Source organism: Bacillus sp. UMB0893 (assembly GCF_002858905.1).
GTDB lineage: Bacteria > Bacillota > Bacilli > Bacillales > Bacillaceae > Bacillus_P.
In genome coordinates, this window is sequence record NZ_PKLB01000005.1 from 96,752 (window position 1) to 119,986 (window position 23,235).

Genomic DNA, 23,235 nt, shown 5'->3' on the forward strand with positions numbered 1-23,235 from the left:
ATTCAAAGAAGTATAGATTTCACAAATAAATGTCAAAAAATTGACGTAATCAAGCAGCATGCAGGATAAAATCCAGGCATTCTGCTTGATTTATTAAGGTGCAGAAGTAAAGAGTTTTGGTTTAACTGGTTTTGAGCCTTCCCCTTCTTGGTCAGTTTGCTCATTATATGGAACAACTTTATATGAAGCCTCTGAAAATAGGTTAGAGTATGGTATTTCATAGGAATTCTTTCCTTTAACATACCCCACAAGCTTCTCTTTGCCACCGCTTGTTTCATAGATTCTGTATATAACACGTTCATCTTTTTGAGCTTCCCAGTTCAGCGTAACCGTAAATAAACCGAGCGGCTTAAACGAAAATTTTGCATCTACATCCTCAAGGTTTTTCAGCCTGATTGGTTCTTCCAGGTCCTCTATGCCTTTTGGAAGATTGAAGGCAACATTTTGATCTAGAGAAGAATCACTTAATATATCCTTAAACAGCTTTGTTGGATATGAGCTGCCAGAAACAAGATGCTGTTTTTTATTTGTAATGTCATATCCCATCCAAAGAGCTCCAGAAACTTCAGGTGTATAGCCTACAAACCACGCATCCTTGACAGCACCTTTCTTCTCAGGATACGAGGTTGTTCCCGTTTTGCCGGCAAGATCACCTTCGAATGCACCCGTTTTTCCTGTCCCATCTTCCACAACCTCCTGCAGCATTCTCGTCATATTCCATGCTGTCTGAGCTGAGAATATCCGTTCTTTCTCCTGTTTCATTTCACCGATCAAGTTAGAATCACGATCTTCTATTTTCCGGATGACAAATGGTTCACTATAAGTACCATGATCTGCAAACGATCTGTATGCATTAGCAAGCTGCAAAGGAGAAACCCCTTCCTTTAATCCTCCGAGAGCAATAGCCAATCCGTTATCTTCTATTTGCAGACCTGCTTTCTCCAAATACTGCTTGCTCTTGGAAATGCCTATTTCATTCAATGCCCAAACAGCAGGTGCATTTTTAGAAACAGCAATGGCATCATACATTGTCACCTCTTCGTCATACTGCTGATCATTATTTTTCGGCTGATATCCTGCGTACGATACTGGTTTATCTTCAAGCAGAGAATATGGGCCAAATTCATCTTCTTCCATCGCTGGCGCATAGACAGCAAGCGGCTTAAATGTTGAACCTGGCTGTCTTTTTGTATTCACGCGATTATTGCCTTTCTGTGCGTAATTTCTTCCCCCTATTGCGGCTAAAACCCCGCCTGATTTATTATCAAGAAGGACAAATGCCCCTTCTGAATTTTTGTCTGTTCCAGGAAAATACTCTTCTTTTTTAAATAACTCATACGCTTTTTCCTGCATTTCCATATTCAGAGGAACTGTCACTGTATATCCTCCGCGCATTAATTCTTCATTGGATAATGCATACCTTTCTTTCGCTTCATCCATTACCATATCAATGTATGTTGTCAGCCAAGGAGTTTCCGATTCTTCTGATATGTTTAATCCAAGGGTTCGACCTTGTGCCCGGACCACTTCCTCAGACGTTAAATAATTTTGGTCCCCCATGAGGCTTAAAATGGTATCGCGGCGTTCTTTGCTTCGCTCAGGATGCAGAAGCGGCGAATAATTTGACGGAGCTTTAGGAATTCCTGCAAGCATCGCCCCTTCTTCAACCGTCAAATCCGAGACATCTTTGTTGAAATAATAGAGAGCAGCACTTTGAATTCCGTAAGCACCATGACCAAAATAAACTTGATTCAAATACAGCTCAAGCAATTTGTTTTTACTGTATTTGTTTTCTAGGCTCATTGCGATTGCTGCTTCTTTCATTTTTCTAAAAAAAGATTTTTCATTTGAGAGGAAGGTATTTTTCGCAAGCTGCTGGGTAATCGTACTTCCTCCTTCCACCTTTTCACCTGCAAGCAAATCTTTATATATAGCTCTTGAGATGGATTTCATATCAATCCCATTATGTTCATAATACCTCTGATCTTCCACAGCAATAAATGCATTGCGAACATGAACCGGAATTTCTTTTATCGTGACAGGTTCGCGGTTCTGTAAATACAGGTCTGTAACTTTTTTGCCTTGCAAGTCCACTAACGTTGTTGTTGAATCCATAACAAGCTTTTTCTCATCAATGGAATAATCTCCAATCAATAAGATAATTAGATAGACACCAAGAGCAATAAGTGCTGTTGAAAGTGCAACCAGAGCTGAAATAATGACTTTTTTCCACATGTCGTCACCTCCCGTTTCTTCGTGTTATATAGAAAAAATTGATTCAATATTTGTCGTCACATGGACTTTCACTATTACTATTTATTATTGTTAAATAAAGGAATGAATATGTATTACTTGGGTTGAAAATAGCCATATTTATATAATCATTGTTATAATGAAACAAAAAGAGGTGAATGTAAAATGAATTTTTATGTCACATTTGGATCTGCAGACTATTTATCAAAAACAGCAGCTGAAAATAAAGATGAAAAGATGCTGCTGATGCAAAACGAAGATAAAGGAATTCTTTTTCACGAGACCGAAACGTCTTCTGTTTTTAAAGAACCAAAAAAGTATGAAGTTCTTGATGGAACAGGAAATTTCCAGAACGGAAGCTATGCGGTGCTGAATAACATTCCTGTAAGTGACGAGGGTAAACCATTGTTTGAACAGCGTTTTAAAGAGCGTGCACGTATGATTGAAGGCGAACCAGGATTTATTGCCATTCGTGTATTAAGACCCAAAAATGATGATACATACGTCATCCTTACTTTATGGGATGATGAAAAATCCTTTAAAAACTGGCAGGAGTCTAAAGCTTATGATCAGGCCCACAAGAAACGGGGAACAAGTGAAGGCGTAGATCAAAAGTCAATTTTCCCAAGACCTTCCTTTGTTACAACATATCATGCTGTCGAAAAAAACTGAAGAAGTCGAATAAAATAGAATTGAATTGAACCACCGCTATAAGCGGAGGTTTTTTTATATTATAGACAATATTTCCTTGGAAATGACAGCATTCTTCACTGCTGAGATCAAATACTGCCCCTTATTTCTTTTAAAATAACAATCACACCCTTATCCCCCTCACATAACCTGTATTACACAATTAGAATATAGGCATATACAGGAGTGATTCATATGGTGGCTGAGTTATCGTTAACGCTCATTCATTGGTTTTATGTGTTTTTCATTATAAGTATTATCGGGTTCATGCTTTTCAGGAGAGACACGACAATGATCAGCATTGTCGGGATTATAGTGATTTCATTCGTTGCCAGCCATTCCATCAGCCATTCGATAACAAGTGTCTTTAACAGCTTTATCTTTGCGATAACTGAGCTGCTGCCGACAATCCTTGTCATTTCAATCATTGTTTCCATGAGCAAAATTTTAGAGGTAACTGGAATAAATGAGTCGATGGTTTCTCCTTTTACTAAAATCATCCGAAATCCCACTCTTGCATATTGGACGATTGGGCTATTAATGATGACGATCTCCTGGTTTTTCTGGCCTTCTCCAGCAGTCGCGCTAATTGGTGCTGTTTTATTGCCAGTTGCTATTAAAGCCGGACTTCCTGCACTCGGAGTCGCAATGGCAATGAACTTATTCGGCCATGGAATTGCACTTTCAGGTGACTTTGTCATTCAAGCAGCTCCAAAACTGACTTCAGATGCTGCAGGGCTTCCAATTGGAGATGTCATAAGCGCCTCCATTCCGCTTGTTATTGTGATGGGTGCCGTGACAACAATCACTGCTTATTTTTTCTTAATGAGAGATATGAAACTCGGTAAGCCATTTCCTTCTCTCTCCATGCCACAGCCTAATGAGCAGAAAACCCAGCTGCTTACAGCCGAAATGAAATTATTCATGGCCCTGTTTATCCCAATTTTATTTGTCATCGATATTGTCTTGATGATTCAGCTGAAATTACAAGGAGGAGATGCAACTGCCTTAATAGGCGGTACAGCACTTGTGATATTGCTTGCTGTTTGTCTATTGGCACACCGGAATGAAAGTCTTGAAAAAACCACGGGATATATGATCGAGGGCTTTCAATTTGGCTTTAAAGTGTTTGGACCCGTCATTCCGATTGCAGCATTCTTTTATTTAGGAGATGCAGGATTTCCAAAGATTGTCGGTGACTATTTGCCGAAAGCTTCTCATGGAATTGTAAACGATTTGGGGGTAGCGCTTGCTTCAATTGTTCCATTAACAAAGGAAATCGGGGCGATTACTCTTACAGGAGTTGGAGTTTTGACCGGACTTGACGGTTCAGGATTTTCGGGTATTTCATTAGCGGGGTCGATCGCTAATCTATTTGCCGCAGCAATCGGTAAAGGTGCTGCCGTGCTTACTGCACTAGGACAAATTACAGCCATCTGGGTTGGCGGAGGAACCATTATTCCATGGGCCCTGATTCCTGCTGCAGCAATTTGCGGTGTTGATCCGTTTGAATTGGCAAGAAGAAATATCCTGCCTGTGACGATTGGGTTAATTGTGACTACGATTGTGGCGATGTTTCTAATATAATAAGAAAAGCGCAGGCATAACAGATAAGAAGCTGGCAGAAAAGCCCGGTTTTGACTTTTTTGCCGGATTTGTTCTGGTCGAGCAGCTGGGCGATTCCGTTCGCCATCAATGCTCAAAATCTTATTCTTCCTTTTCTCTTAAAATAGCAGCGTTTCTTAAACTGAAACGCTGCTTTTATGATTTCCAGCTTCAGTTCGAAGGGGATTTATTTTTTCATAGATTGTGATTACCATCGTTAAACAAATCAATCCAATGAAATAGCCTCCGGCCACATCAGATAGAAAATGTGCATTCATCACAATCCGATTCATGCCAATCAATAACATAAGAAGGCACACAGCTCCATAGAGCCCCATTCTTGCTGAAGCAGATGAAAGTTTGCCGGCAATCAAATAAATGAAAAAACCATAAAAAATGACACCAACCATAGCGTGTCCGCTTGGGAAGCTGAAGCCTTCTTCAAAATGAAGGGGTTCAAGAGGGCGTTCTCTCCCGAAGAATTCTTTTAAAGCTTTGTTCAGCAGGTCGCCAAGATAAACAGCTAGTACGAGCATGAGCGGCTGCAAGATCTTTTTGTACAAGATCCCTAATAGAATAATTGCAATAGCCAGTAAACTGATGATTCCTTTTTTGGATGCTAGAAGACCGATGCCATACACAGCAGCAAGCACTGTCTCTGAGTTATGAAACCATGCTGCGGCTCCACGGGCTGCGGCATCAGCTTGTTCATTAAACGGTGTTTCCAATGCAAAGATAATTCCAAATGTCATAATTACCAAAATAGCAATCAAGGATAATCTATTCATTTAAAATCCCCTTCCAAACTTAATTCTTGTAATTTTCTAAAAACTTATCTAAAATTTATACTGATATGATTTTCCAATATTTATTTTAACTTATTAATGTTTTCGTGAATATAAGTCTATAAAAAGAAAGGATGAAGAATTTTGTACGATGAATTATGTTCGGAATTAGATGCAGGTTTTGAAGAAATGGTGGAGATCAGACGTTATCTTCATATGCATCCTGAGGTTTCATTTCAGGAATTTAAAACGGCTGCATACATTGCAGAATATTATCAAAAGCTTGGAATTGAGGCTAGAACTGGTGTTGGCGGAAACGGAGTTGTCGCTGTAATTAAAGGCGATAAGCCAGGAAAAACGGTCGCTCTTCGTGCTGATTTTGACGCGCTTCCTATCCAAGATGAAAAGGATGTCCCTTATAAATCAACTGTTCCTGGTGTAACGCATGCATGCGGTCATGACGGACATACAGCAACATTACTGGTTCTTGCTAAGGTTTTACATAAACATCGGAGCAATCTTGAGGGCAGCGTGGTTTTCATTCACCAGCATGCAGAAGAATATGCCCCAGGCGGAGCCGTTTCGATGATTGAAGATGGCTGCTTAGACGGTGTAGATGTTATATTTGGCACACATTTATGGGCAGGCGAACCTGCAGGTAAAATCCAATATCGTGTTGGACCAATAATGGCTGCAGCGGATCGCTTCCAAATTACCATACAAGGAAAAGGCGGACATGGCGCACAGCCTCATAAAACAAAAGATGCCGTTGTCATCGGGTCACAGCTCGTTCTTAATCTTCAGCAAATCGTCAGCAGAAAAGTTGATCCTGTTCACGCTGCCGTTGTATCTGTCGGATCCTTCGTTGCGGAAAATCCTTTTAATGTAATTGCAGATTCTGCCGTCCTGATTGGAACTGTCCGCACATTTGATGAAGAAGTCCGCACATTGATCAAAGAAGAAATTGAACGTGTGGTAAAGGCCTCATGCGGACTATATGATGCATCCTACGAATATTCATTTGAAAGAGGTTACCCTGCTGTAGTGAACCATCTCGAAGAAACAGAACAGCTCGCAAAACTTGCAGAAAAAGTACCTGAAGTACAAATTGTTGAAGAAAGTCCAATGCAAATGGGTGGTGAAGACTTTGCCTATTATTTGCAGCACGTTAAGGGAACTTTCTTTTTCACTGGTGCAAAGCCAACATACTCAGAAACATCTTATCCTCATCATCATCCTAAGTTTGATATCGATGAGAAAGCGATGCTGATTGCTGCTAAAACATTCAGCTTGGCTATATTGCAAAGTCAAACTGAACATTCTGCGGTCGCAGTTGAAAAATGAAGAGCTTTTTGAAAAAACGGTGTTGATGCACCGTTTTTTGTTTTAGCGTGATTCAAAGGAATAAACGATATGAACAGCCTGCTTTTGAAGACCTTTTTTTCGATTTCAGCCGTTTCCGGGCTTCAATGCATGCTTTTGAGGACACTTTGTTTGATTTTTTCTGTTTACAGGCTTTAATGCGTGCTTTTGTGTACCCCTTTTAGGGATTTCAGCTATTTTGGGATCTATTGCTTGAATCAAAAAAAGAGTGCAATCCATGATCGCACTCCCCTCTTTACTTCAAAGTCCTGATTCGATAGCAATTCATTGCCGTTTCACCTAAATGCCGAACCAAGTGATAATTTGCAACCCCGCCTACTACAGCACCAATTCCAGGCATAATTTGCAGAAGCTTAACAAGATCAATATGATCTCTGTACTCCTGCTGGAATACTTTCCAATCCATCTCTTTCAGGTCCTTTTTTTTCGTCTCCCAATTTTCAATGATTTCAAACGTAGTTCTCCGATGTTCATCACTTGAGTAGGCTAATTGAAAGACATAAAGCAAAAACACTCTCTCTTCATACTGCTTCGGATCAAAGCCATATAAACTGGCAATTTCAAATAAACATTTCATTTTTATGCCAAGCAGCAAAGGGAAGTCGGCAACAGATCCGAAAATTCCTCCGGCTCCTGTTCCTGCACCTTCTACTGCAGCTGTTTTTTGAAAGGCCGCGATCGTTTGCTTCACTAGTTTTTCTTTGTCTTCAAGTGTCTTTCCTTCAAGTTTCTTTTCGCTTGTCGTTAAGTTTGACCCGGCAAGTGTCGCCTGCACCATCTTCTTAATGCTTTCCGTAATCACAGTGTGGACTTTTTCTGGGATCCGATCATTGATCTTCGTTTGTGTTTTTTTAGAAACCCGCTCAAACATTGAAGATTTTCTTAACAATTTCTTTTTCCATTGAAAAAGATCCTCTTGAAGCTGCTGCTCGTATATCATAATTATCAGCTGCCTTTACTTTAAAGTACGCTTGCATCCATTTTGGCCAATCGTGATTTCACGTAAAGATAAACAAAACTGTAAACAAAGATAAATCCGGCAATGAAAAGAATTAATGAAGGAATGATATTTCCTGCCAGCATAGAAATGATCGTTAAAATCACATGCTGGACTGCAATTACAGCAAAAAGTAATTTAAGGAATTTTGCTTTTTTATATTCCTTATGTACAGGGTATAGGTCCGGCAAAGACAGCATATCGTAATGCATGTATAAGCCAATCATCTGGATGCCTGTCAAATAAAGCACCAAAATCGCAATGATCAGGACACTATACTGATTTGTAGGGATAACATAGAGAACAATTCCTCCAATAATAGTCAGCCTTGCAAAAATGCCCAGATAATCATTGGATCGGAAAAACGCTCTTGTATATAAGTAACTGTACATGCTTTCTTGCTTGTATTTTACGAACGCAAGCAGTCCATCTAAATATTTTCTTCGTTTTGCTTTTCTTTTTAGCTTTGGAACATCTGTAAACAAGTTGGCTATTCTGTAAAAGGATTGCTTTTTCTGCAATTCAGCATCAATCAGTTTTTCCCATTTAACCCCTTTTGTTTTTGTTGCTTTTTGAAAATAGATGTACAGTAGAATCATTAACACATACATAATGAACACATAGACATGTGCATTTGAAAGCAAAAAGAAAATCGTCAGCCCATTAATGGCCAAACGGACGATAAAATCATATATTTTTACTGAAGGTTCAGTATAAAAAGATATTCTGAAATTGAGCATTAGATTCCATCCTTTTACAATCAGAATCTGAATGCAAATCAGCAAATAGTCTGTCCCCGTTAAGGATTCAGCTCTAAAAAGCATTGGGGCTAATACTAATGCCGCTATTAAAAATACATACATTTGGCTAAAAAAACTGTATATATGCGCTTTTTGAAAATAAGCTGCCATTTTTTCTTCAAGCGGCAATAAAAAGACTAAATCAGGTTCTTTTAAAAGAGTTCGAACACTTGATGATGTAATAATCAAAGCAAAAACAATTGTCAAAATGAAAAGTGCCGGAAAATCATCAGGCATCGTTTTCAGCCATTCCTGGTAAGAAAGAGCACCGCCTGCCCCCAAAAACACGAGGACAAAAATCAGGTGGTCATTAATCATATATTTTGTATAAGATTGCACTTCTTTCAGGTGAGCCGCTAAGCGTCCTTTCCAAATCGCATCAACGTTATTCATTTTGATCTTCCTTCGTCAGCTGAATATACAAATCATCGAGCGCTGCGTCCCTCATTCCAAATTCTGTTCTTAATTCCTCAAGAGTTCCTTTTGCTCTAATCTTGCCATTATGTAAAATAATAAATGAATCACAATAGCGCTCAGCTGTTGCCAAAATATGAGTAGACATTAAAATGCCTGCTCCGTCCTGTTTAGCTTTGTTCATCATATCGAGCAGTGCATTAATCGCAAGCGGATCCAATCCTACAAAAGGTTCATCAATAATATACAGTTCAGGCTCCACTAAGAAAGCACACATAATCATAACTTTTTGCTTCATGCCTTTTGAAAAATGACTTGGAAACCATTTCAGCCTTTTTTCCATTCTAAATTCTGTTAATAATGGCTGCAGGCGCTGCTTAAATGTTTCCTGGCTTAATCCATATGCCATTGCGGTCAGCTCTAAGTGCTCATATAGAGTTAATTCCTCGTAGAGAATCGGCGTTTCAGGGATAAAGGTGAACTGGCTGCGATAGTCTGTCGGTTTTTCCTGAAAAGAAATGCCATTGATGGTGATGTCACCTTTATGAGGCTCCATCAATCCAATCACATGGCGAATGGTTGTGCTCTTCCCTGCACCATTCAGTCCAATTAACCCGACGATTTGATGTTTTTCAATTTCAAACGAGATATCTTTCAGGACAGGATTGCGTGAATACCCGCCTGTCAGGTGATTTACATTTAATAAGCTCATGTTAACTTCCCTTCCCCTTTTCTTCTATCTTAACAAAACACGGGATACTTTTGCTAATTTACAATTATTTTACAATACATAAACAATCCAGTTTCGGACATCATAATGAGTGTAAAGGAAAGCAGCTGTCACAAACATTCAGTTCAAATGAGGTGTGTGTTAAAGACAGTTTATAGTGAGCAAGTTAACATTGATAAATATAATGATGATCTATTTCCATTTCGAGATGAGGTGTCTACGGGCCGTTACTTTTTGTAATAGAAGCTCATATAAGAATTCATTTTGCGAATGAGGTGTTCGTCAAAGACCGTTTACTGATTTGTTAAGAATTTTTCTTCCATGATGATCTTAACTAGGGGATGGTTGCTTTGAACAATGTTTAACAATCAACATTCACTCTTTATTATCCTTCATTTCTAAGCATATGAGGTGTATGACAAAGAGAATTGTGTGCCTTACGTTTAAGCTGCGGCAGTTGTATTTCCTTTGCAGGACAGGGTGATCATTACGATCATCCTGTTTCTTTTTTGTGTGATTTTATCCCTCTCTGGTTTATGGTAAAATACGGTCATGAGCAGTTTATATTGAGAAAGGGTGAAACACGATGAGCGGATGTATTTTTTGTAAAATTGTAAATGGAGAAATCCCAAGCGCTAAAGTGTTTGAAAATGAACATGTCGTTGCATTTCTTGATATCAGTCAAGTAACAAAAGGACATACATTGGTTATTCCGAAAGTACATAAAGAAAACATTTATGAACTCACACCTGATATCGCCAGGAATGTATTTGAGGTCGTTCCAAAAATCGCAAACTCCATCAAAAAACAATTTGAACCGATTGGATTGAATGTCCTTAATAATAACGGCGAAAAAGCTGGACAATCTGTGTTTCACTATCATATTCATCTCATCCCCCGCTACGGAAAAGGCGACGGATTTGGCGCTGTATGGAAAACTCATACTGAAGAATATTCACCTGAAGATCTGCAGCAGATCGCGTCATCCATACAGGAAGGCCTTCTTTAAACCTCGCACATGCGGGGTTTCTTATTGATTAGAATTATTTTTGAAAAATTGCGACTCTAATCCTCTTTTTCATGTTAGGATAGGAAAAAGAATTTTAATCAAGCAACGCGACAAAGTAAGGAGTGTCATTTTCCCATGAAAAGAACGTATAACTTTAATGCAGGACCAGCCGCCATTCCACTTGCTGTTTTGGAAAAAGCGCAGAGCGAGCTTGTCGATTTTAATGGAACAGGCATGTCGGTTATGGAACTGAGCCACAGAAGCAAGCCTTATGAGGAAGTACACAATCGGGCTTCCGCTTTATTAAAAGAACTGATGGGTATCCCTGAAGAATATGAGGTTCTCTTCCTTCAAGGGGGAGCAAGTCTTCAATTTGCAATGATTCCGATGAACTTTTTAAAAAGCGAAACTGATGCACATTTCATCATGTCGGGCGTCTGGTCTGAAAAAGCTCAATCGGAGGCAAGCAAAATCGGGAATACAAACATACTTGCTTCTAGTAAAGATGATCGATATACATATATTCCTGAAACCTTTGAAGATCCTGCAGAAGGAAGCTATATTCATTTAACCTCCAATAATACGATTTACGGTACACGATGGCAGGATTTCCCCATTACGAAACTGCCATTAATTGCAGACATGTCAAGTGATATTATGAGCAGAGAATTCGATGTCAGCCGTTTTTCGCTTATTTATGCAGGTGCACAAAAGAATCTCGGTCCTTCAGGCGTAACAGTTGTCATTGTAAAAAAAGACATGCTTGCAGAGACAAATGAACAGATTCCAGCGATCCTGAAATACAGCACACATTCCAAACAAAACTCTTTATATAATACGCCGCCAACATTTGCGATTTACATGCTTTCCCTTGTCCTGGAATGGATTCAGGAGCAAGGAGGATTAGCGGCAATAGAAGCACTTAATAATAAAAAAGCGAGCCTGCTTTATGATTGCATCGATCAAAGTGGAGGCTTCTACAGGGGTCATGCTGAAAAAACAAGCCGCTCAGCTATGAATGTAACGTTCACTCTTAAAAACGAAGAACTGACAAAAGCTTTTATTAAAGAATCAATTGAAAGTGGATTCTCAGGTCTTGGCGGACATCGTTCCATTGGCGGCTGCAGAGCGTCAATCTATAATGCAGTCCCATTAGAAGCATGTCAAGCGCTTGCTGATTTCATGGCAAACTTTCAGAAAAAGCACGCGTAATCCTTTTTACAAGGTCAGTCATACCTGTTATAATAATTGTTAAGTTCTCCCGCAATAAGACACAGGTCATTATTGGGGAGTTCAAAAAATAAGAGCATAGTCCGAGGAGAGCCTGAGAAATGAATACAAAAGTTTTAGTTGTTTTATCTTTATTTGTCGCAATGGGATTAGCATTGCACGGGATTATCCCGCCATTATTTCACGGAATGAAGCCAGATATGATGCTGACAATGATGTTTTTAGGCATTCTTTTGTTCCCGCACATACGAAATGTGTTTTTACTTGGGACGGTTACAGGTATCTTATCCGGTTTAACAACAAGTTTTCCAGGCGGACTTCTGCCAAATATTATGGATAAGTTTGTAACAGCATTTGTCTTTTATCTATTAGTCTTAGCCATAAGAAAATACGCTTCATCTACAATTGGAGCAGGAATTCTTACAGCAGTCGGAACCCTTGTCTCAGGAACTGTTTTCCTGACAGCCGCATTGTTTATTGTCGGACTTCCAGGCGGAGCAGGCTTTACAGCACTATTTATCACAGTTGTTTTACCGACAATCGTTTTAAATACAATCGCAATGGTTTTCATTTATCCAATCGTTCAGACCATTTTGAAGCGCTCAAAGATCGTTCTTCAAACGAAATAGAAAGAAAACCCGATCCTCTGCGATCGGGTTTTTAGTTATTTTAATTGTAGAATAGTGTTCAAGGTTATCTGCATCCTGCTCCGGCGCCTAACTCCTCGATCAAAACGGATTTAACTGTCAAAGATAACTTGCCGCCTTCACTTTTGTTTTGACCATTTATGAAAATGGAACCTAGAGGAAATAATAAAATGATATACCGATCAGCAAGGAGATGGCACCTCCGCCTGCCAAAACAACGGCTTTCTGATGCACGACCCGTTTTGGCGGGTAGGATGCTGATTGCTGTGCTAATTTGACATAATGAAAAGCACCTAGGAAAAACAGCAAACTAATAAGAAAAAACAGGAAAATGACGCCAGCCAAGCTCCTCCCCCCTTTTATTCATGTGTATGTCCGAATGGAATCAACTATGAATAAAACGGCGTTTATCAATTTAAGCAAGGGGTATTTATAAAAGAAGAAGGTTCTTTTCGTAAAGTTTGCTGCTAATGGTTATAACCTTTAGTGGATTGTAGCAGAAGGCACTTGACTCCTGCGGGAAATAGAGGCTCGCATTCCTCCCCGCGGAAAGCAAGTGCCTGCAGCGGAAATCCATGGTTACAAATTATATCCAAAAACAACAATCAATGCGAAAACATCCCTTCTAAAACTTGGTGATTTTCAATAGTATATAGTTTTATTTTTGGGAAGCTTCGATCAATTTTATTAGCATGATATTCTATGAATCGGCATGAACATTCTAACTATGGAAAACAGCAATCTTTGCGAACAAAGCCAAAAAGAAGGACTTTCCAGCTTACTGTTGAAGAAGTACATACAACTAATTTCGTTTAATGGAGTGATACCTATGGCAAATGGAAAATCATTAGCAGCTGGTTTTATTGCAGGCAGCATTATAGGAGGAATCGCAGCCATCCTCTCTGCTCCCTCTTCTGGAAAAGATATGCGCAGCCAATTAAAACAAAATAAGCAAAAGCTTGAAGATATTTTAGTTCAGCTCAAAGATGACAGCATATCTCTTAAAGATCAAGTTGTTAAAACTGCTCAAGAAAGCGCTGTTGTTTTAAAGGATGTAACAGCAGATCTGCAAAAATCAATTCAAACATGGCAAGAAGAAATTGAGCCGCATAAAAATGAACTGCAAAAAGAAATTAATGAAATTGAGCAGAAAATTAAAGAATTAGAACAGACACTAAACAAATAGAATATTTTTGTAGACAAACCAAAAAATCTGAACGAGCGGCATATTCTCTCACATGCCGCTCTTTTTTTTTCATTTATAAAACAGCGCTTTACAAAGCTTTTACGATTTATTTAAAAATTTTGTAAATTTAATCTTTATTAATCTTTATTTTATTGGCATAATAGAATATAAGAGCAAAAGAGAAAAAGTAGGTGACTGGGGATGAAACGAAACGAAGATTATTCCATAAAAGAAGCACTATTATTCAGTCAAAGGATCGCTCAGCTTAGCAAAGCATTGTGGAAGTCCATCGAAAAAGACTGGCAGCAATGGATTAAACCTTATGATTTGAATATTAATGAGCACCATATTTTATGGATTGCCTATCATTTAAAAGGAGCTTCCATTTCAGAGATTGCTAAATTTGGGGTCATGCATGTTTCAACAGCATTTAACTTTTCAAAGAAGCTTGAAGAAAGAGGCTATCTTGAGTTTTCGAAAAAACAGAATGATAAGCGCAATACGTACATTCAGCTTACGGAAAAAGGGGAAGAAATTTTACTAAAGCTGCTTGAAGATTACGATCCGAGCAGAAACGCTGTTTTTAAGGGTGCTTTGCCGCTTCAGAATTTATATGGAAAATTCCCTGAAATTATGGAGATGATGTGCATCATTCGAAATATTTACGGGGATGACTTTATGGAAATCTTCGAACATTCCTTTACAAATATAGAGAAGGAATTTGTCGAGGAAAACCGGAAGCTAAAAAAGAGAGAAGAGCCTGCAGAACCTGCTTCAGCTATTTCTGAATAAGGGTTAAAAATTCCGTCATAAGCGGGACGTACATTCCCTGATTATGCAGGGATACAATGGTGTCATCTACAGAAAGCTTACAATTCAGCTGACCTGCGAAACGAGTAAGGAGACTCATATAATTGAGGAGTCCTTGCTCTTTTTGTTCGGCAAGCAGATGACTCAGTTCGTCGCAGATGCGATAGATCTCCTCAATTTCCTCAGCGGATAAACCGCTGTTCATGACAGAAACATAAAAAGGATATTTGTCTGGATCCACCATTTTTTGCAGCAAAGTTTGGTAGTATTCCAATTTTGCAATTCTTTTTTCCAATGATTCCACTTATGTTCACTTCTTTCATTCTTCTTCGTTTATCCATTTTAAATCATATTTCCTTATTTCGAAAGTTATCTTATCAAAACTTATTTTCAAGTTAATCGTTTACATAGAAAAATTCATATTGCATTTTCCAATTGAACATCGTAAAGTATGTAAGGAATTGAGCAAAATTATATTTAATATATTCGGATGGTGATTGGAATGAATTGCTGGAAAACCATTAATCTTTCAAAAGATTATGGATTCCACAGACTTTTTATAGTCTCTGTATTAACAATGATGTTTACCTTCATTAGCATATATTTGCCTCTTGTCGTTGCTTTTCCTTCTGTGCAATTAAAAGAAGGACATTTTTTATTGTTTTTGCTTTTTATAGCTGGTGTAGTGCCATGTCATAAGCTGCTTCATGCTGTTCCTTTATGGATGTCAGGATACCGCGTTTCCTTAAAAATAAAACTGCAGACATACATGCCTGTCATATATATTAAAACAAATTGCAACGTAAATAAGACCAATATGATTTTGTCACTTATCACACCCTTTTTAACCGTAACTGCACTCATGATTGCGGGACTAGTGACTAACCCATCATATCTGCATTATTTTTGTTTAGGAATTGCCTTTCATACAGGCCTTTGCGTAACGGATTTCATTTTTTTGAAGCAGCTGGTTAAAGCGCCAAAAACGTGTGTCATTGAAGAAGCAGACGAAAGCTTCGAAATTTTATTTCAAAAATAGAACTGCAGAAGCAATCTTCCGCACTGTGCTTTTGCATGTCTGTGATAACAAAAGCATTCTGCAGACAGGATGCTTTTGTTTTGCTATTTATTAGGAGTCCGCGCTATCTTTTTCATAATTTTTTTGGTAATGTAATATGTATCAGTGAGGGAAGGGGGAATCTCATATGATAGCTTTTTTCATTTTGTTTGCCGTGTTCATTTTGTTCTATATTAATAAATTGACGAATACACTATGCTTGGTGAGAGAGATTCCTGAAGACCGACAAACAAAAGTATTCCGGACGATTAACGTTCTGATTACAATTTTATTAGTTTCTTCTTACATAGAAATCTTATTTACTTAGATTTCACCCATAATAAAAAGCTGTATGCAAAATATAATAGCACACAGCTTATACAAACATAGCTGACAGTTTGTCAGCTATGTTTATTTGGCTTATAGCCAAGCAGCACCAACAATGATTAATAAGATGAACAAAACTACGATTAACGCGAAGCCTCCAGCGTATCCTCCCATAATGACACCTCCTTTATGCATCGGTAAGTTATTCTATGCACGATCATCATGAAACGAATAGGCACCTATCATCTTTTGTAAGCAATCACATTTAATTTCCTGGTCTAAAGGTCATCCTGTTGCTTCCTAACACAGGTAAGAAGCACCAATAATGATCAACAAAATAAACAGAACCACAAGTAATGCAAAACCGTTTGAATATCCTCCACTCATGTTAAAACCTCCCTTATCGGCGTTCCATACATCATATGGACGGTTTCCCATTTTGACTAGACGAATGCCCAATGATTGCCCCTGTCCTATTGCAAAAGTTTTTAGTTCATGGCACAATGTGGTATAGTGTCCAATTCTTAGGCAGTCCTTAAATTAAATAGAAGTAGGAGTTGTATCAGATGAAAAGATTTGTTCTTGCATTAGCAGCAGCATCAAGTGTTTTGGCGCTCGGCGCATGCAATAATGACAGCGGTTCCGAGGTCATTGCAGAAACAAAAGCAGGCAACGTAACAAAGGATGAATTTTATGAAGCAATGAAGGACCGCTTCGGAAAAGATGTTCTTACTGAGCTTGTACATGAAAAAGTGTTAAGCAAAGAATACAAAGTATCTGACGAAGAGGTAAACAAAGAAATTGAGAATTTAACTCAGCAGTATGGCCCTCAATTTGAAGCAGTCATTCAGCAGCAAGGCGAAAAGACTGTTAAAGATATGGTAAAGGTTGATCTTCTCCGCAAAAAAGCAGCAGAACAAGAAGTAAAAGTAACGGAAGAAGATACAAAACAATATTATGAAAGCCTAAAAGGCAAAGTCCAAGCAAGCCACATTCTTGTTGAAGATGAAAAAACAGCAAAAGAAATTAAATCACGTCTTGATAAAGGTGAAAAATTTGAGGATTTAGCAAAAGAAGCGTCTAAAGATCCATCTGGACAAAATGGCGGAGACTTAGGCTGGTTCGGCGAAGGACAAATGGTTCCTGAGTTCGAAAAAGCAGCATTCGCTCTAAAAGAAGGCGAAGTAAGCGAACCTGTTAAATCTGAATTCGGCTACCACATCATCAAGGTTACAAAAACCGTGAAGCCATATGAAGAAATGAAAAAAGAGCTTGAAAAAGAAGTAAAAACACAAAAAACAAGCCAGCCAGATGCTGTTCAAGGAGCACTCGACAAAGCTCTTAAAGAAGCAGACGTAAAGGTTGAAGATGAAGATTTAAAAGATACATTCAAAGCACCTGCTGAGCCAGCAGCGCCTGCTGAAGGACAATAATAGACAAAAGCGCGGGCATGGCAGATCCGTTCTGACCGAGGAGTTAGGCGCCTTAGCTGACGCAGATAACTTTATTTTATTTTCCACAACCTATTACCTTTTATAATTTCCTAAACAATAAGAAAACACAAGCCCCCCACTCATCAGAATGGGGGGCTTGTGTTTTAAATCTCCTCGTTGTCCTGTTTGTTTTTGCGAATCTCACGTTCTTTCAGCATTCTCTCGATATAAACGTTTCCCTCTTTTTCTATATATGCTTCTTCAACAATCTTTTCTTTTCGCGTCGTTGAAAAAGCCATGTATCCGCTGTATAGTATCCCAAGTATGCAGAGGTAAATCCACCACGGCAGCAAAATCATTCCCGCTTCCCCCTTTATTATGACAAGCCTTTAATGCACTATATGAGTGTCTTGAGGGGTTTATACCTTTATTTTCAGATGGCATTTTTTATCTCTGTTTTTTATTTTTATCCACCTATTTCAAGATTTCATCTGCCAAACTGTAAATATAGAAAAAGCCCTCCCTTGAAGAACTTCATCTTCAAAGAAAGGCTCACATATAATTAGTTATGAAAAGTTGGTTTATAAAATGAGCGATTATCCAGTGCAAATACACGCTCAGTATATTCTCCAGGTTTTACGCGTTCAAGTGCACGATCAAGCATGTTCATTTTTGCATCGAGATTATCGATATAGTGAAGAATTTCAGCTTCTTTTATCATCGGGGGTTTTGGACTTCCCCACTCTGCTTTCCCATGATGGCTGAGAACCAGATGTTGAAGAATCACAACTTCTTCACCTTCAATACCAAGATGTTCTGCAGCTTTTGCTATTTCATTCACCATAATACTGATATGTCCAATAAGGTTGCCTTCAACTGTATAGGTTGTGCCAATTGGTCCAGATAATTCAGTTACTTTTCCAAGGTCATGCAGAATCACTCCTGCGTAAAGCAAATCTGTATCTAAGCTTGGATACAGATTTGCTATTGATTTTGCTAAATCAAGCATTGATACAACGTGATACGCCAGGCCTGATACAAACTCATGATGATTTTTCGTTGCAGCCGGGTACTCCAAGAACTCGCTTTGGTGTTTTTTCATTAAGTATCGGGTAATGCGCTGTATATTAGGGTTTTTCATTTCAAAAATATATTGTGTTACTTTTTCCATCATTTCTTCTTGTCCAATAGGAGCTGTTTCAAGAAAATCAGAAATTTTTACGTTGTCCGTATTTGATGCGGTGCGGATATTACGGATCTTCAGCTGATTTCTTCCTCTGTAATGATGGATATCCCCGTAAATCTTTACAATGTTTTGCGAGCTATAAGAAACTTCATCTTCAGGTCCTGCATCCCAAAGCTTTGCTTCAATTTCTCCAGATTGATCCTGAAGTATTAATGTTAAAAATGGTTTGCCATTGCTGGCGATTCCCTTAGTCGATGTTTTAACGAGAAGGAAAACATCTGCTTGCTCGCCAACCTCATAATGATTGATTCCTTTTATCATGTAAACGGTCCCTCCCAATTGCTCAGTACCCTGAGTATAGCATAAATTTAATGTATTTTTCCCCTTATGCAGCTATGCTGAAACGTTTGTGTGCTGTCTTTTGGAAATCCAAATTTTTGTAGAGGTTAATGCAGTGAGCATTAAGATGGCCCCAATATAATATGGCAAATTAATGTGATATTCAAACACGTATCCTGCTAAAATCGGTCCGGCCACATTTCCAAGACTCATAAAAGAGTTATTCAGCCCCATAATCATACCCTGTTTGCTTCCAGCCAGTTTAGAGATAAAAGTATTTAAAGACGGTCTTAATATCGAATTTCCTAAAAAGAATATGGAAGTTGTAAGCAATACTGTAGCAAAAGAGTTTGCGAATGTCATGATGACAAATCCGAATGCACTTAATAAAAGAGCTGAGGTGACGACACGTTCATCCCCAAATTTAGCAACAAGTCTGCCGACAGCAGCTCCCTGCGTTACTGTACCAACTATTCCGGTAAGCAGGATAATGAGACCGACTTCTTGTGGTCCATAGCCGAAACGCTCAAGTGCATAAAAACCAAAGATGGCTTGAAAAATAGTTAAGGCAAAGCTCATCATAAAAACAAGAATCAGCAAGAAACCAACAGGACTGTTCAGTGCTTTTTTTATTAAGTCAAATTGATTGTCTCTTTTTTCATTGTCATCTATTGTTTTCTGCATAGCTTCTTTGGATAACGATTCAGGCAGAACAAAAATGGATACAAGGCCCGCTAATGAAGCGGCAATTCCTGCGAATAGAAATGGAAAGGAGAGGCTGAATTCAGCGAGCCAGCCGCCAATTCCAGGGCCGACTACAATTCCAAAACCCATAGCCGCTCCTAAATAGCCCATTCCCTGTCCGCGTTTCTCAGGAGTTGTTACATCTGAAACATAGGCCATTGCACTCGGCATAATGGCTGCCCCAAAAACACCAGCTATTATTCTTGATAAGAACAGCATCCATAAGCCGGTTGCAAAAGCAAAAATAAATTCAGCTAATGCAAATCCAAACAAACCAAGGGTTATGAGAGGCTTACGTCCAATCCGATCAGATAAACGACCCCAGATTGGAGCAAATATAAACTGCATAAACGCAAAAATTGCTACTAAAAATCCAAGCGTTGTCGCGTCAGCCCCAAATTTCTCTACATAAAAAGGCAGGATAGGAATCACTAAACCGATGCCTACCATAATAATGAATAAGTTAAAACTCAGTAAAAAAAGCGGCGTGCCATATGGCTTTTTCGTATTTTTATCTTGCTGCATCATGTACTTCCTTTCAGGTACCTCTTTCGTCAGTTCATTTTACAATAATCTCTACCCAATAGATACTTGTTTTGCAGCATGTTCTGTTTCTTTTAAGGAAAGAATTTGCTCTTTTTCAAACAATGGCATTAGATGATCCTGGCAGGTAAAGAAAATGACTTGATGGCTTTGCGAGAATTCATCAAGCAATAAGAGTACCTGTTTTGTCCGCTCAAAATCAAAATTAACAAAACCATCATCAATTATGATCGGGAGTCCCTTTTCACTGCTTAAGTGACGGGCAAGAGCGAGTCTTAATGAAATATACAATTGTTCTGCTGTTGCCTGAGAAAGCTCGTTTGCAATAAAGCGGCTTCCATCTTTTCTTTCCACAATTAATGTTTGCTCAGCATCCGGCAGAAAAATTTTAGTATAGTTGTTACTTGTCAATAAAGTGAAAAAGGATTCTGCTTGTTTTAATACATTTGGAAGCCGTACAGAGCGATTATACTCAATCGTCTTATTCAGCATATCTTTCGCCGCGGCAAACACAGCCCACTTGTGAGCAAGCTGTTTTACTGCCATTTTTTCAAGCTCGTACTTTTGCTTCAATTCAGAGTAAAGCCCGGATTGCTCGAGATTCGCAAGTGAAACGTTCAGCTCATTAAGGCGTCTTTGCAAGATGCTCCCTTGCTCTATTTCTTCTTTAAGCTGCTTATCACATAAGAGCTTTTCTTCTTTATAATCCACAGTGAAATCCAGCTTTCCTTCCTTTAGGAGATGCTGTTTTGCCTGGAGCTGCTGCTGAATCCATTTTAATTTTTGTTCAGTTGATTTCCGTTGATTTTCCGCTTCTGCCTTTGCCCGGAACTCTTCTGCATCAGATGTTTTAGACAAGTTAAGAAGCTCTTGTTTTTTTTCATCCATAAGAGTAAGTTCTGCTTCTGTTTTCGCTAAACGACTTTGAGCATCAGATATCTTCTCTGCTTGCATAAGCTGTTTGCGTTTCTTATCTAAAGCGTCATGAAGATTAGAAGTTAAATTTCTCAGTGTTTCATTCAAATGATCCTTTTTTTCGATTCCGCAATTGCCGCTAACATCGGCAAGCTGATTTTCATAAGAATCCAGTGATGCCTTTAAATTTGTCATTTTCTTTTCAATTTGACTGCAATCCCATACATTCTTCTGAAGGTGAATCAATGTCTGAATAAGATCAGGCAGAGCAAGAGGTGAAAAATCACTGCTCATTCGCAGGCTATGATAAACGTTCTTCACTCTTTGTTCTAAATGATACATTTCTTTTTCCCATTCATCGAAACCATTAACGATACGGTGATACGCTCTTTCTGTTTGTCCGAATGAAATTTTTTCCATTTCATATGAACGTCTAAACTGTTCATTTTTCCAAAGGATACCCTTAAGCTCTTCAATGTCTGTATCTTCATTGCCGTTGACAGAAACTTGCTCTATTTGATCGTTTAATTCCTTCTGCTTTTCTCGTAAATGCTTTATAAATGCATCATCACTTTTGGATTTTTGAAAAAGAAACAGGAAGAAAAGAACAGCTATTCCAAGAAGAAACGGCAAAATGAACCATTGCTGCTGATATATCACCCACCCTGCACACAATACTAGCAGTAAAGCAGTTATGACCTTCACCATTTTATTTTGTTTATTCTTCGTTTGATTTCCTTCAGTCAGTTCGCCGATTTTCTTTTCGTTCCGTGCATATTCTTCCTGTAAACTTTTTGCATCAAGTCCTTTGAGCTGAATCTCTTCGTGCTTCTTGAGCTTTTTCTCCAGGATCTTCCTCTCTTCTTCTTCCAGCATGCCGTTTAGATATTCTGTTAATTTATGTTCGCTTTCTTCCAAATTTTCTTTTGCCCGTTCAAATTGCTGATCCAGCATCTGTTTCTTCTGCTGAGATTGCTGATAGGCAGACACAATTTCTCTAATTTCTTCTTTTGCTGTTACTGAAGTATTAATTGAAAGAACGGCTTCATCATCTAACTCTTCATTTAATCGTTTCTTTTTCTCTTCCGTTATCTGCCTTGAAAGGTCCTTATACTGCTGAAATAGCTGTTCATGCTGTTCTTTTTTCGTTTCATAAGCTGAATACGTTTCCCTTAGCTGTTCAATTTCACTTTGATGCCTTAGAATTTGCTCATTAATATTTATCTGCTGCACAATTTGTTTATGCTCCTGAATCGTGTGAATAAGAGCATTCTTTTCTGCTTGAAGCGGCTGCATCTTTGCTAATATTTCATCCATACGCTTTAAACCATCAGCTGGAAATTCCTTTACCTCTTTTGTCTGAGCCAATTCGTTCAGACACGCGTCTTCATCCAGCCATAATGGGAGAGCATCTATTACTTCAGCAAGCCATCTTGAACGTGCTTCAAGCTTTAGCTTTCGTACTTCTTTCTCACTCAGCTGACTTTCTATCAGTTCCTTTTCTTTTACAAGAGCTTCAAAAGGCTCAATGTAGTCTCTTGCTTTTAACATTTCTGAATGAATGGTCTTCAGCCTGTTTAAAGCTTCATTAATCTCAGGTTTTTTTCCATTTGGTTTATAGAGCAAATCTTGTTTTTTCAAAAGAATGCTTTCTGTCTGAAATAACGCGTCTGTACCAAGCATGCCAGAAGACAGCAAAAATCTTCCAAGCTCATCTGCACTTACATTACTCACCTGCTGTATTCCGTGAATATCAAATGAAAAAATGGACTGATACATAGATTTGTCAAAATGCTCAAGGATCAGATCAAGCATCTCTTTGTTCCCTGTCTCACCATTTTCAAGGTACAGTGTTACTTCACCTGCTGCTTTTCCAGGCAGTCTTTCGATTTTGATCTTTCCATATTGATCCGTTTCAACGAGAAGCGCTCCGCCATAAGTGTTTACTTGTTTTGGTTCGTACCTGTTTGCATTTTGAATCTTTGCAGGAAACCCAAACAGAATACTTTGAATAAATGACATAATTGTCGATTTTCCAGCTTCATTTTTCCCATAAATAACTTGAATCGAAGCCGATTTCAGCGTGAAATTCCTATGATGGAACTGGCCATAGCCATATATATTCAATTCTAGTATTTTCAATTTTGTTCAC

General features: G+C 38.5%; 24 protein-coding genes. 11 read left to right on the top strand and 13 right to left on the bottom strand.

The window, feature by feature from the left end; translation table 11 throughout:
* Nucleotides 1-93: 93 nt before the first annotated feature.
* A complete protein-coding gene (locus CYJ36_RS12270) occupies nucleotides 94-2,235 on the bottom strand; it encodes a transglycosylase domain-containing protein (protein WP_101567571.1) in 2,142 nt (713 codons plus the stop codon).
* A gap of 183 nt (nucleotides 2,236-2,418) precedes the next feature.
* Here CYJ36_RS12270 and CYJ36_RS12275 point away from each other — a divergent pair, with 183 nt between their 5' ends.
* Both CYJ36_RS12275 and CYJ36_RS12280 read left to right on the top strand, forming a co-directional pair.
* Entirely contained in the window at nucleotides 2,419-2,925 is a 507-nt protein-coding gene (locus CYJ36_RS12275; RefSeq protein ID WP_101567572.1) for an antibiotic biosynthesis monooxygenase family protein, read from the top strand.
* A gap of 213 nt (nucleotides 2,926-3,138) precedes the next feature.
* Nucleotides 3,139-4,530, top strand: coding sequence for a hypothetical protein (locus CYJ36_RS12280; protein ID WP_101567573.1), 1,392 nt, complete (start codon nucleotides 3,139-3,141; stop codon nucleotides 4,528-4,530).
* Between the two features lie 155 nt (nucleotides 4,531-4,685).
* On the opposite strand, the gene CYJ36_RS12285 is transcribed toward CYJ36_RS12280, so the two are convergent.
* On the bottom strand, nucleotides 4,686-5,336 hold the full coding sequence (locus tag CYJ36_RS12285; protein WP_101567574.1) for a phosphatase PAP2 family protein: 651 nt from the start codon (nucleotides 5,334-5,336) through the stop codon (nucleotides 4,686-4,688).
* Nucleotides 5,337-5,522: 186 nt separating this feature from the next.
* Between CYJ36_RS12285 and CYJ36_RS12290 the strand changes: the two genes are divergently transcribed.
* Nucleotides 5,523-6,677 (top strand): M20 family metallopeptidase, encoded by a 1,155-nt coding sequence (locus tag CYJ36_RS12290; protein WP_101567794.1) that lies wholly within the window; start codon nucleotides 5,523-5,525, stop codon nucleotides 6,675-6,677.
* Nucleotides 6,678-6,951: 274 nt separating this feature from the next.
* Here CYJ36_RS12290 and CYJ36_RS12295 read toward each other — a convergent pair whose 3' ends face one another.
* The 3 genes from CYJ36_RS12295 to CYJ36_RS12305 are packed head-to-tail and all read right to left on the bottom strand — an operon-like array spanning nucleotide 6,952 to nucleotide 9,639.
* Entirely contained in the window at nucleotides 6,952-7,656 is a 705-nt protein-coding gene (locus tag CYJ36_RS12295) for an EcsC family protein (RefSeq protein WP_101567575.1), read from the bottom strand.
* A gap of 20 nt (nucleotides 7,657-7,676) precedes the next feature.
* Complete coding sequence (locus tag CYJ36_RS12300; protein WP_101567576.1) at nucleotides 7,677-8,906, bottom strand: ABC transporter permease; 1,230 nt, start codon at nucleotides 8,904-8,906, stop codon at nucleotides 7,677-7,679.
* Nucleotides 8,899-9,639, bottom strand: coding sequence for an ABC transporter ATP-binding protein (locus tag CYJ36_RS12305; RefSeq protein WP_101567577.1), 741 nt, complete (start codon nucleotides 9,637-9,639; stop codon nucleotides 8,899-8,901). The genes CYJ36_RS12300 and CYJ36_RS12305 overlap by 8 nt, the downstream gene beginning before the upstream one ends.
* A gap of 604 nt (nucleotides 9,640-10,243) precedes the next feature.
* On the opposite strand from CYJ36_RS12305, the gene CYJ36_RS12310 reads away from it, so the two are divergent.
* From CYJ36_RS12310 to CYJ36_RS12320, 3 genes are all read left to right on the top strand, one after another.
* Nucleotides 10,244-10,666 (top strand): HIT family protein, encoded by a 423-nt coding sequence (locus CYJ36_RS12310; RefSeq protein ID WP_101567578.1) that lies wholly within the window; start codon nucleotides 10,244-10,246, stop codon nucleotides 10,664-10,666.
* Between the two features lie 135 nt (nucleotides 10,667-10,801).
* On the top strand, nucleotides 10,802-11,878 hold the full coding sequence (gene serC / locus CYJ36_RS12315) for a 3-phosphoserine/phosphohydroxythreonine transaminase (protein WP_101567579.1): 1,077 nt from the start codon (nucleotides 10,802-10,804) through the stop codon (nucleotides 11,876-11,878).
* A gap of 119 nt (nucleotides 11,879-11,997) precedes the next feature.
* A complete protein-coding gene (locus CYJ36_RS12320; RefSeq protein ID WP_101567580.1) occupies nucleotides 11,998-12,525 on the top strand; it encodes a tryptophan transporter in 528 nt (175 codons plus the stop codon).
* 171 nt (nucleotides 12,526-12,696) lie between these two features.
* On the opposite strand, the gene CYJ36_RS12325 is transcribed toward CYJ36_RS12320, so the two are convergent.
* Nucleotides 12,697-12,888: a hypothetical protein gene (locus tag CYJ36_RS12325; protein ID WP_224768341.1), complete on the bottom strand. Its 192-nt coding sequence runs from the start codon at nucleotides 12,886-12,888 to the stop codon at nucleotides 12,697-12,699.
* 484 nt (nucleotides 12,889-13,372) lie between these two features.
* On the opposite strand from CYJ36_RS12325, the gene CYJ36_RS12330 reads away from it, so the two are divergent.
* Together CYJ36_RS12330 and CYJ36_RS12335 are read left to right on the top strand one after the other, a co-directional pair.
* Complete coding sequence (locus tag CYJ36_RS12330; protein WP_101567581.1) at nucleotides 13,373-13,729, top strand: YtxH domain-containing protein; 357 nt, start codon at nucleotides 13,373-13,375, stop codon at nucleotides 13,727-13,729.
* A gap of 201 nt (nucleotides 13,730-13,930) precedes the next feature.
* Complete coding sequence (locus CYJ36_RS12335; RefSeq protein ID WP_101567582.1) at nucleotides 13,931-14,521, top strand: HTH-type transcriptional regulator Hpr; 591 nt, start codon at nucleotides 13,931-13,933, stop codon at nucleotides 14,519-14,521.
* On the opposite strand, the gene CYJ36_RS12340 is transcribed toward CYJ36_RS12335, so the two are convergent.
* The gene (locus tag CYJ36_RS12340; RefSeq protein WP_101567583.1) at nucleotides 14,508-14,843 is read right to left on the bottom strand and encodes a DUF1878 family protein; all 336 of its coding nucleotides are present in this window, start codon (nucleotides 14,841-14,843) and stop codon (nucleotides 14,508-14,510) included. The two genes, CYJ36_RS12335 and CYJ36_RS12340, sit on opposite strands and share 14 nt — an antisense overlap.
* A gap of 198 nt (nucleotides 14,844-15,041) precedes the next feature.
* Here CYJ36_RS12340 and CYJ36_RS12345 point away from each other — a divergent pair, with 198 nt between their 5' ends.
* Nucleotides 15,042-15,578: a metalloprotease family protein gene (locus CYJ36_RS12345; protein ID WP_180850268.1), complete on the top strand. Its 537-nt coding sequence runs from the start codon at nucleotides 15,042-15,044 to the stop codon at nucleotides 15,576-15,578.
* A 166-nt stretch (nucleotides 15,579-15,744) separates the two neighbouring features.
* A complete protein-coding gene (locus CYJ36_RS12350; protein ID WP_070879396.1) occupies nucleotides 15,745-15,924 on the top strand; it encodes a hypothetical protein in 180 nt (59 codons plus the stop codon).
* A 92-nt stretch (nucleotides 15,925-16,016) separates the two neighbouring features.
* Here the strand turns inward: CYJ36_RS12350 and CYJ36_RS12355 are convergent, their stop codons facing one another.
* Both CYJ36_RS12355 and CYJ36_RS12360 read right to left on the bottom strand, forming a co-directional pair.
* Entirely contained in the window at nucleotides 16,017-16,097 is an 81-nt protein-coding gene (locus CYJ36_RS12355) for a YjcZ family sporulation protein (protein ID WP_101567585.1), read from the bottom strand.
* Nucleotides 16,098-16,223: 126 nt separating this feature from the next.
* Nucleotides 16,224-16,310, bottom strand: coding sequence for a YjcZ family sporulation protein (locus tag CYJ36_RS12360; protein WP_101567586.1), 87 nt, complete (start codon nucleotides 16,308-16,310; stop codon nucleotides 16,224-16,226).
* A 179-nt stretch (nucleotides 16,311-16,489) separates the two neighbouring features.
* Between CYJ36_RS12360 and CYJ36_RS12365 the strand changes: the two genes are divergently transcribed.
* Nucleotides 16,490-17,356: a peptidylprolyl isomerase gene (locus CYJ36_RS12365; protein WP_101567587.1), complete on the top strand. Its 867-nt coding sequence runs from the start codon at nucleotides 16,490-16,492 to the stop codon at nucleotides 17,354-17,356.
* Nucleotides 17,357-17,520: 164 nt separating this feature from the next.
* Here CYJ36_RS12365 and CYJ36_RS12370 read toward each other — a convergent pair whose 3' ends face one another.
* The 4 genes from CYJ36_RS12370 to CYJ36_RS12385 all read right to left on the bottom strand — a co-directional run bounded on the left by CYJ36_RS12370 (nucleotide 17,521) and on the right by CYJ36_RS12385 (nucleotide 23,225).
* Nucleotides 17,521-17,715, bottom strand: a complete 195-nt coding sequence (locus CYJ36_RS12370; RefSeq protein ID WP_101567588.1) for a sporulation YhaL family protein — start codon at nucleotides 17,713-17,715, stop codon at nucleotides 17,521-17,523.
* Nucleotides 17,716-17,918: 203 nt separating this feature from the next.
* Nucleotides 17,919-18,863 carry a 3'-5' exoribonuclease YhaM gene (yhaM, locus tag CYJ36_RS12375; protein ID WP_101567589.1) on the bottom strand — a complete coding sequence of 315 codons (945 nt, stop codon included), beginning with the start codon at nucleotides 18,861-18,863 and terminating at the stop codon, nucleotides 17,919-17,921.
* Nucleotides 18,864-18,935: 72 nt separating this feature from the next.
* Nucleotides 18,936-20,150: an MFS transporter gene (locus tag CYJ36_RS12380; protein ID WP_101567590.1), complete on the bottom strand. Its 1,215-nt coding sequence runs from the start codon at nucleotides 20,148-20,150 to the stop codon at nucleotides 18,936-18,938.
* A gap of 51 nt (nucleotides 20,151-20,201) precedes the next feature.
* Complete coding sequence (locus tag CYJ36_RS12385; protein WP_101567591.1) at nucleotides 20,202-23,225, bottom strand: ATP-binding protein; 3,024 nt, start codon at nucleotides 23,223-23,225, stop codon at nucleotides 20,202-20,204.
* Nucleotides 23,226-23,235: the final 10 nt, after the last annotated feature.

What these genes read in the sequence shown, in the direction of transcription:
- CYJ36_RS12270 (WP_101567571.1), bottom strand. Translation starts at nt 2,235, where the DNA reads ATGTGGAAAAAAGTCATTATTTCAGCTCTGGTTGCACTTTCAACAGCA.
- CYJ36_RS12275 (WP_101567572.1), top strand. Translation starts at nt 2,419, where the DNA reads ATGAATTTTTATGTCACATTTGGATCTGCAGACTATTTATCAAAAACA.
- CYJ36_RS12280 (WP_101567573.1), top strand. Translation starts at nt 3,139, where the DNA reads ATGGTGGCTGAGTTATCGTTAACGCTCATTCATTGGTTTTATGTGTTT.
- CYJ36_RS12285 (WP_101567574.1), bottom strand. Translation starts at nt 5,336, where the DNA reads ATGAATAGATTATCCTTGATTGCTATTTTGGTAATTATGACATTTGGA.
- CYJ36_RS12290 (WP_101567794.1), top strand. Translation starts at nt 5,523, where the DNA reads ATGGTGGAGATCAGACGTTATCTTCATATGCATCCTGAGGTTTCATTT.
- CYJ36_RS12295 (WP_101567575.1), bottom strand. Translation starts at nt 7,656, where the DNA reads ATGATATACGAGCAGCAGCTTCAAGAGGATCTTTTTCAATGGAAAAAG.
- CYJ36_RS12300 (WP_101567576.1), bottom strand. Translation starts at nt 8,906, where the DNA reads ATGAATAACGTTGATGCGATTTGGAAAGGACGCTTAGCGGCTCACCTG.
- CYJ36_RS12305 (WP_101567577.1), bottom strand. Translation starts at nt 9,639, where the DNA reads ATGAGCTTATTAAATGTAAATCACCTGACAGGCGGGTATTCACGCAAT.
- CYJ36_RS12310 (WP_101567578.1), top strand. Translation starts at nt 10,244, where the DNA reads ATGAGCGGATGTATTTTTTGTAAAATTGTAAATGGAGAAATCCCAAGC.
- serC (WP_101567579.1), top strand. Translation starts at nt 10,802, where the DNA reads ATGAAAAGAACGTATAACTTTAATGCAGGACCAGCCGCCATTCCACTT.
- CYJ36_RS12320 (WP_101567580.1), top strand. Translation starts at nt 11,998, where the DNA reads ATGAATACAAAAGTTTTAGTTGTTTTATCTTTATTTGTCGCAATGGGA.
- CYJ36_RS12330 (WP_101567581.1), top strand. Translation starts at nt 13,373, where the DNA reads ATGGCAAATGGAAAATCATTAGCAGCTGGTTTTATTGCAGGCAGCATT.
- CYJ36_RS12335 (WP_101567582.1), top strand. Translation starts at nt 13,931, where the DNA reads ATGAAACGAAACGAAGATTATTCCATAAAAGAAGCACTATTATTCAGT.
- CYJ36_RS12345 (WP_180850268.1), top strand. Translation starts at nt 15,042, where the DNA reads ATGAATTGCTGGAAAACCATTAATCTTTCAAAAGATTATGGATTCCAC.
- CYJ36_RS12350 (WP_070879396.1), top strand. Translation starts at nt 15,745, where the DNA reads ATGATAGCTTTTTTCATTTTGTTTGCCGTGTTCATTTTGTTCTATATT.
- CYJ36_RS12355 (WP_101567585.1), bottom strand. Translation starts at nt 16,097, where the DNA reads ATGGGAGGATACGCTGGAGGCTTCGCGTTAATCGTAGTTTTGTTCATC.
- CYJ36_RS12360 (WP_101567586.1), bottom strand. Translation starts at nt 16,310, where the DNA reads ATGAGTGGAGGATATTCAAACGGTTTTGCATTACTTGTGGTTCTGTTT.
- CYJ36_RS12365 (WP_101567587.1), top strand. Translation starts at nt 16,490, where the DNA reads ATGAAAAGATTTGTTCTTGCATTAGCAGCAGCATCAAGTGTTTTGGCG.
- CYJ36_RS12370 (WP_101567588.1), bottom strand. Translation starts at nt 17,715, where the DNA reads ATGATTTTGCTGCCGTGGTGGATTTACCTCTGCATACTTGGGATACTA.
- yhaM (WP_101567589.1), bottom strand. Translation starts at nt 18,863, where the DNA reads ATGATAAAAGGAATCAATCATTATGAGGTTGGCGAGCAAGCAGATGTT.
- CYJ36_RS12380 (WP_101567590.1), bottom strand. Translation starts at nt 20,150, where the DNA reads ATGCAGCAAGATAAAAATACGAAAAAGCCATATGGCACGCCGCTTTTT.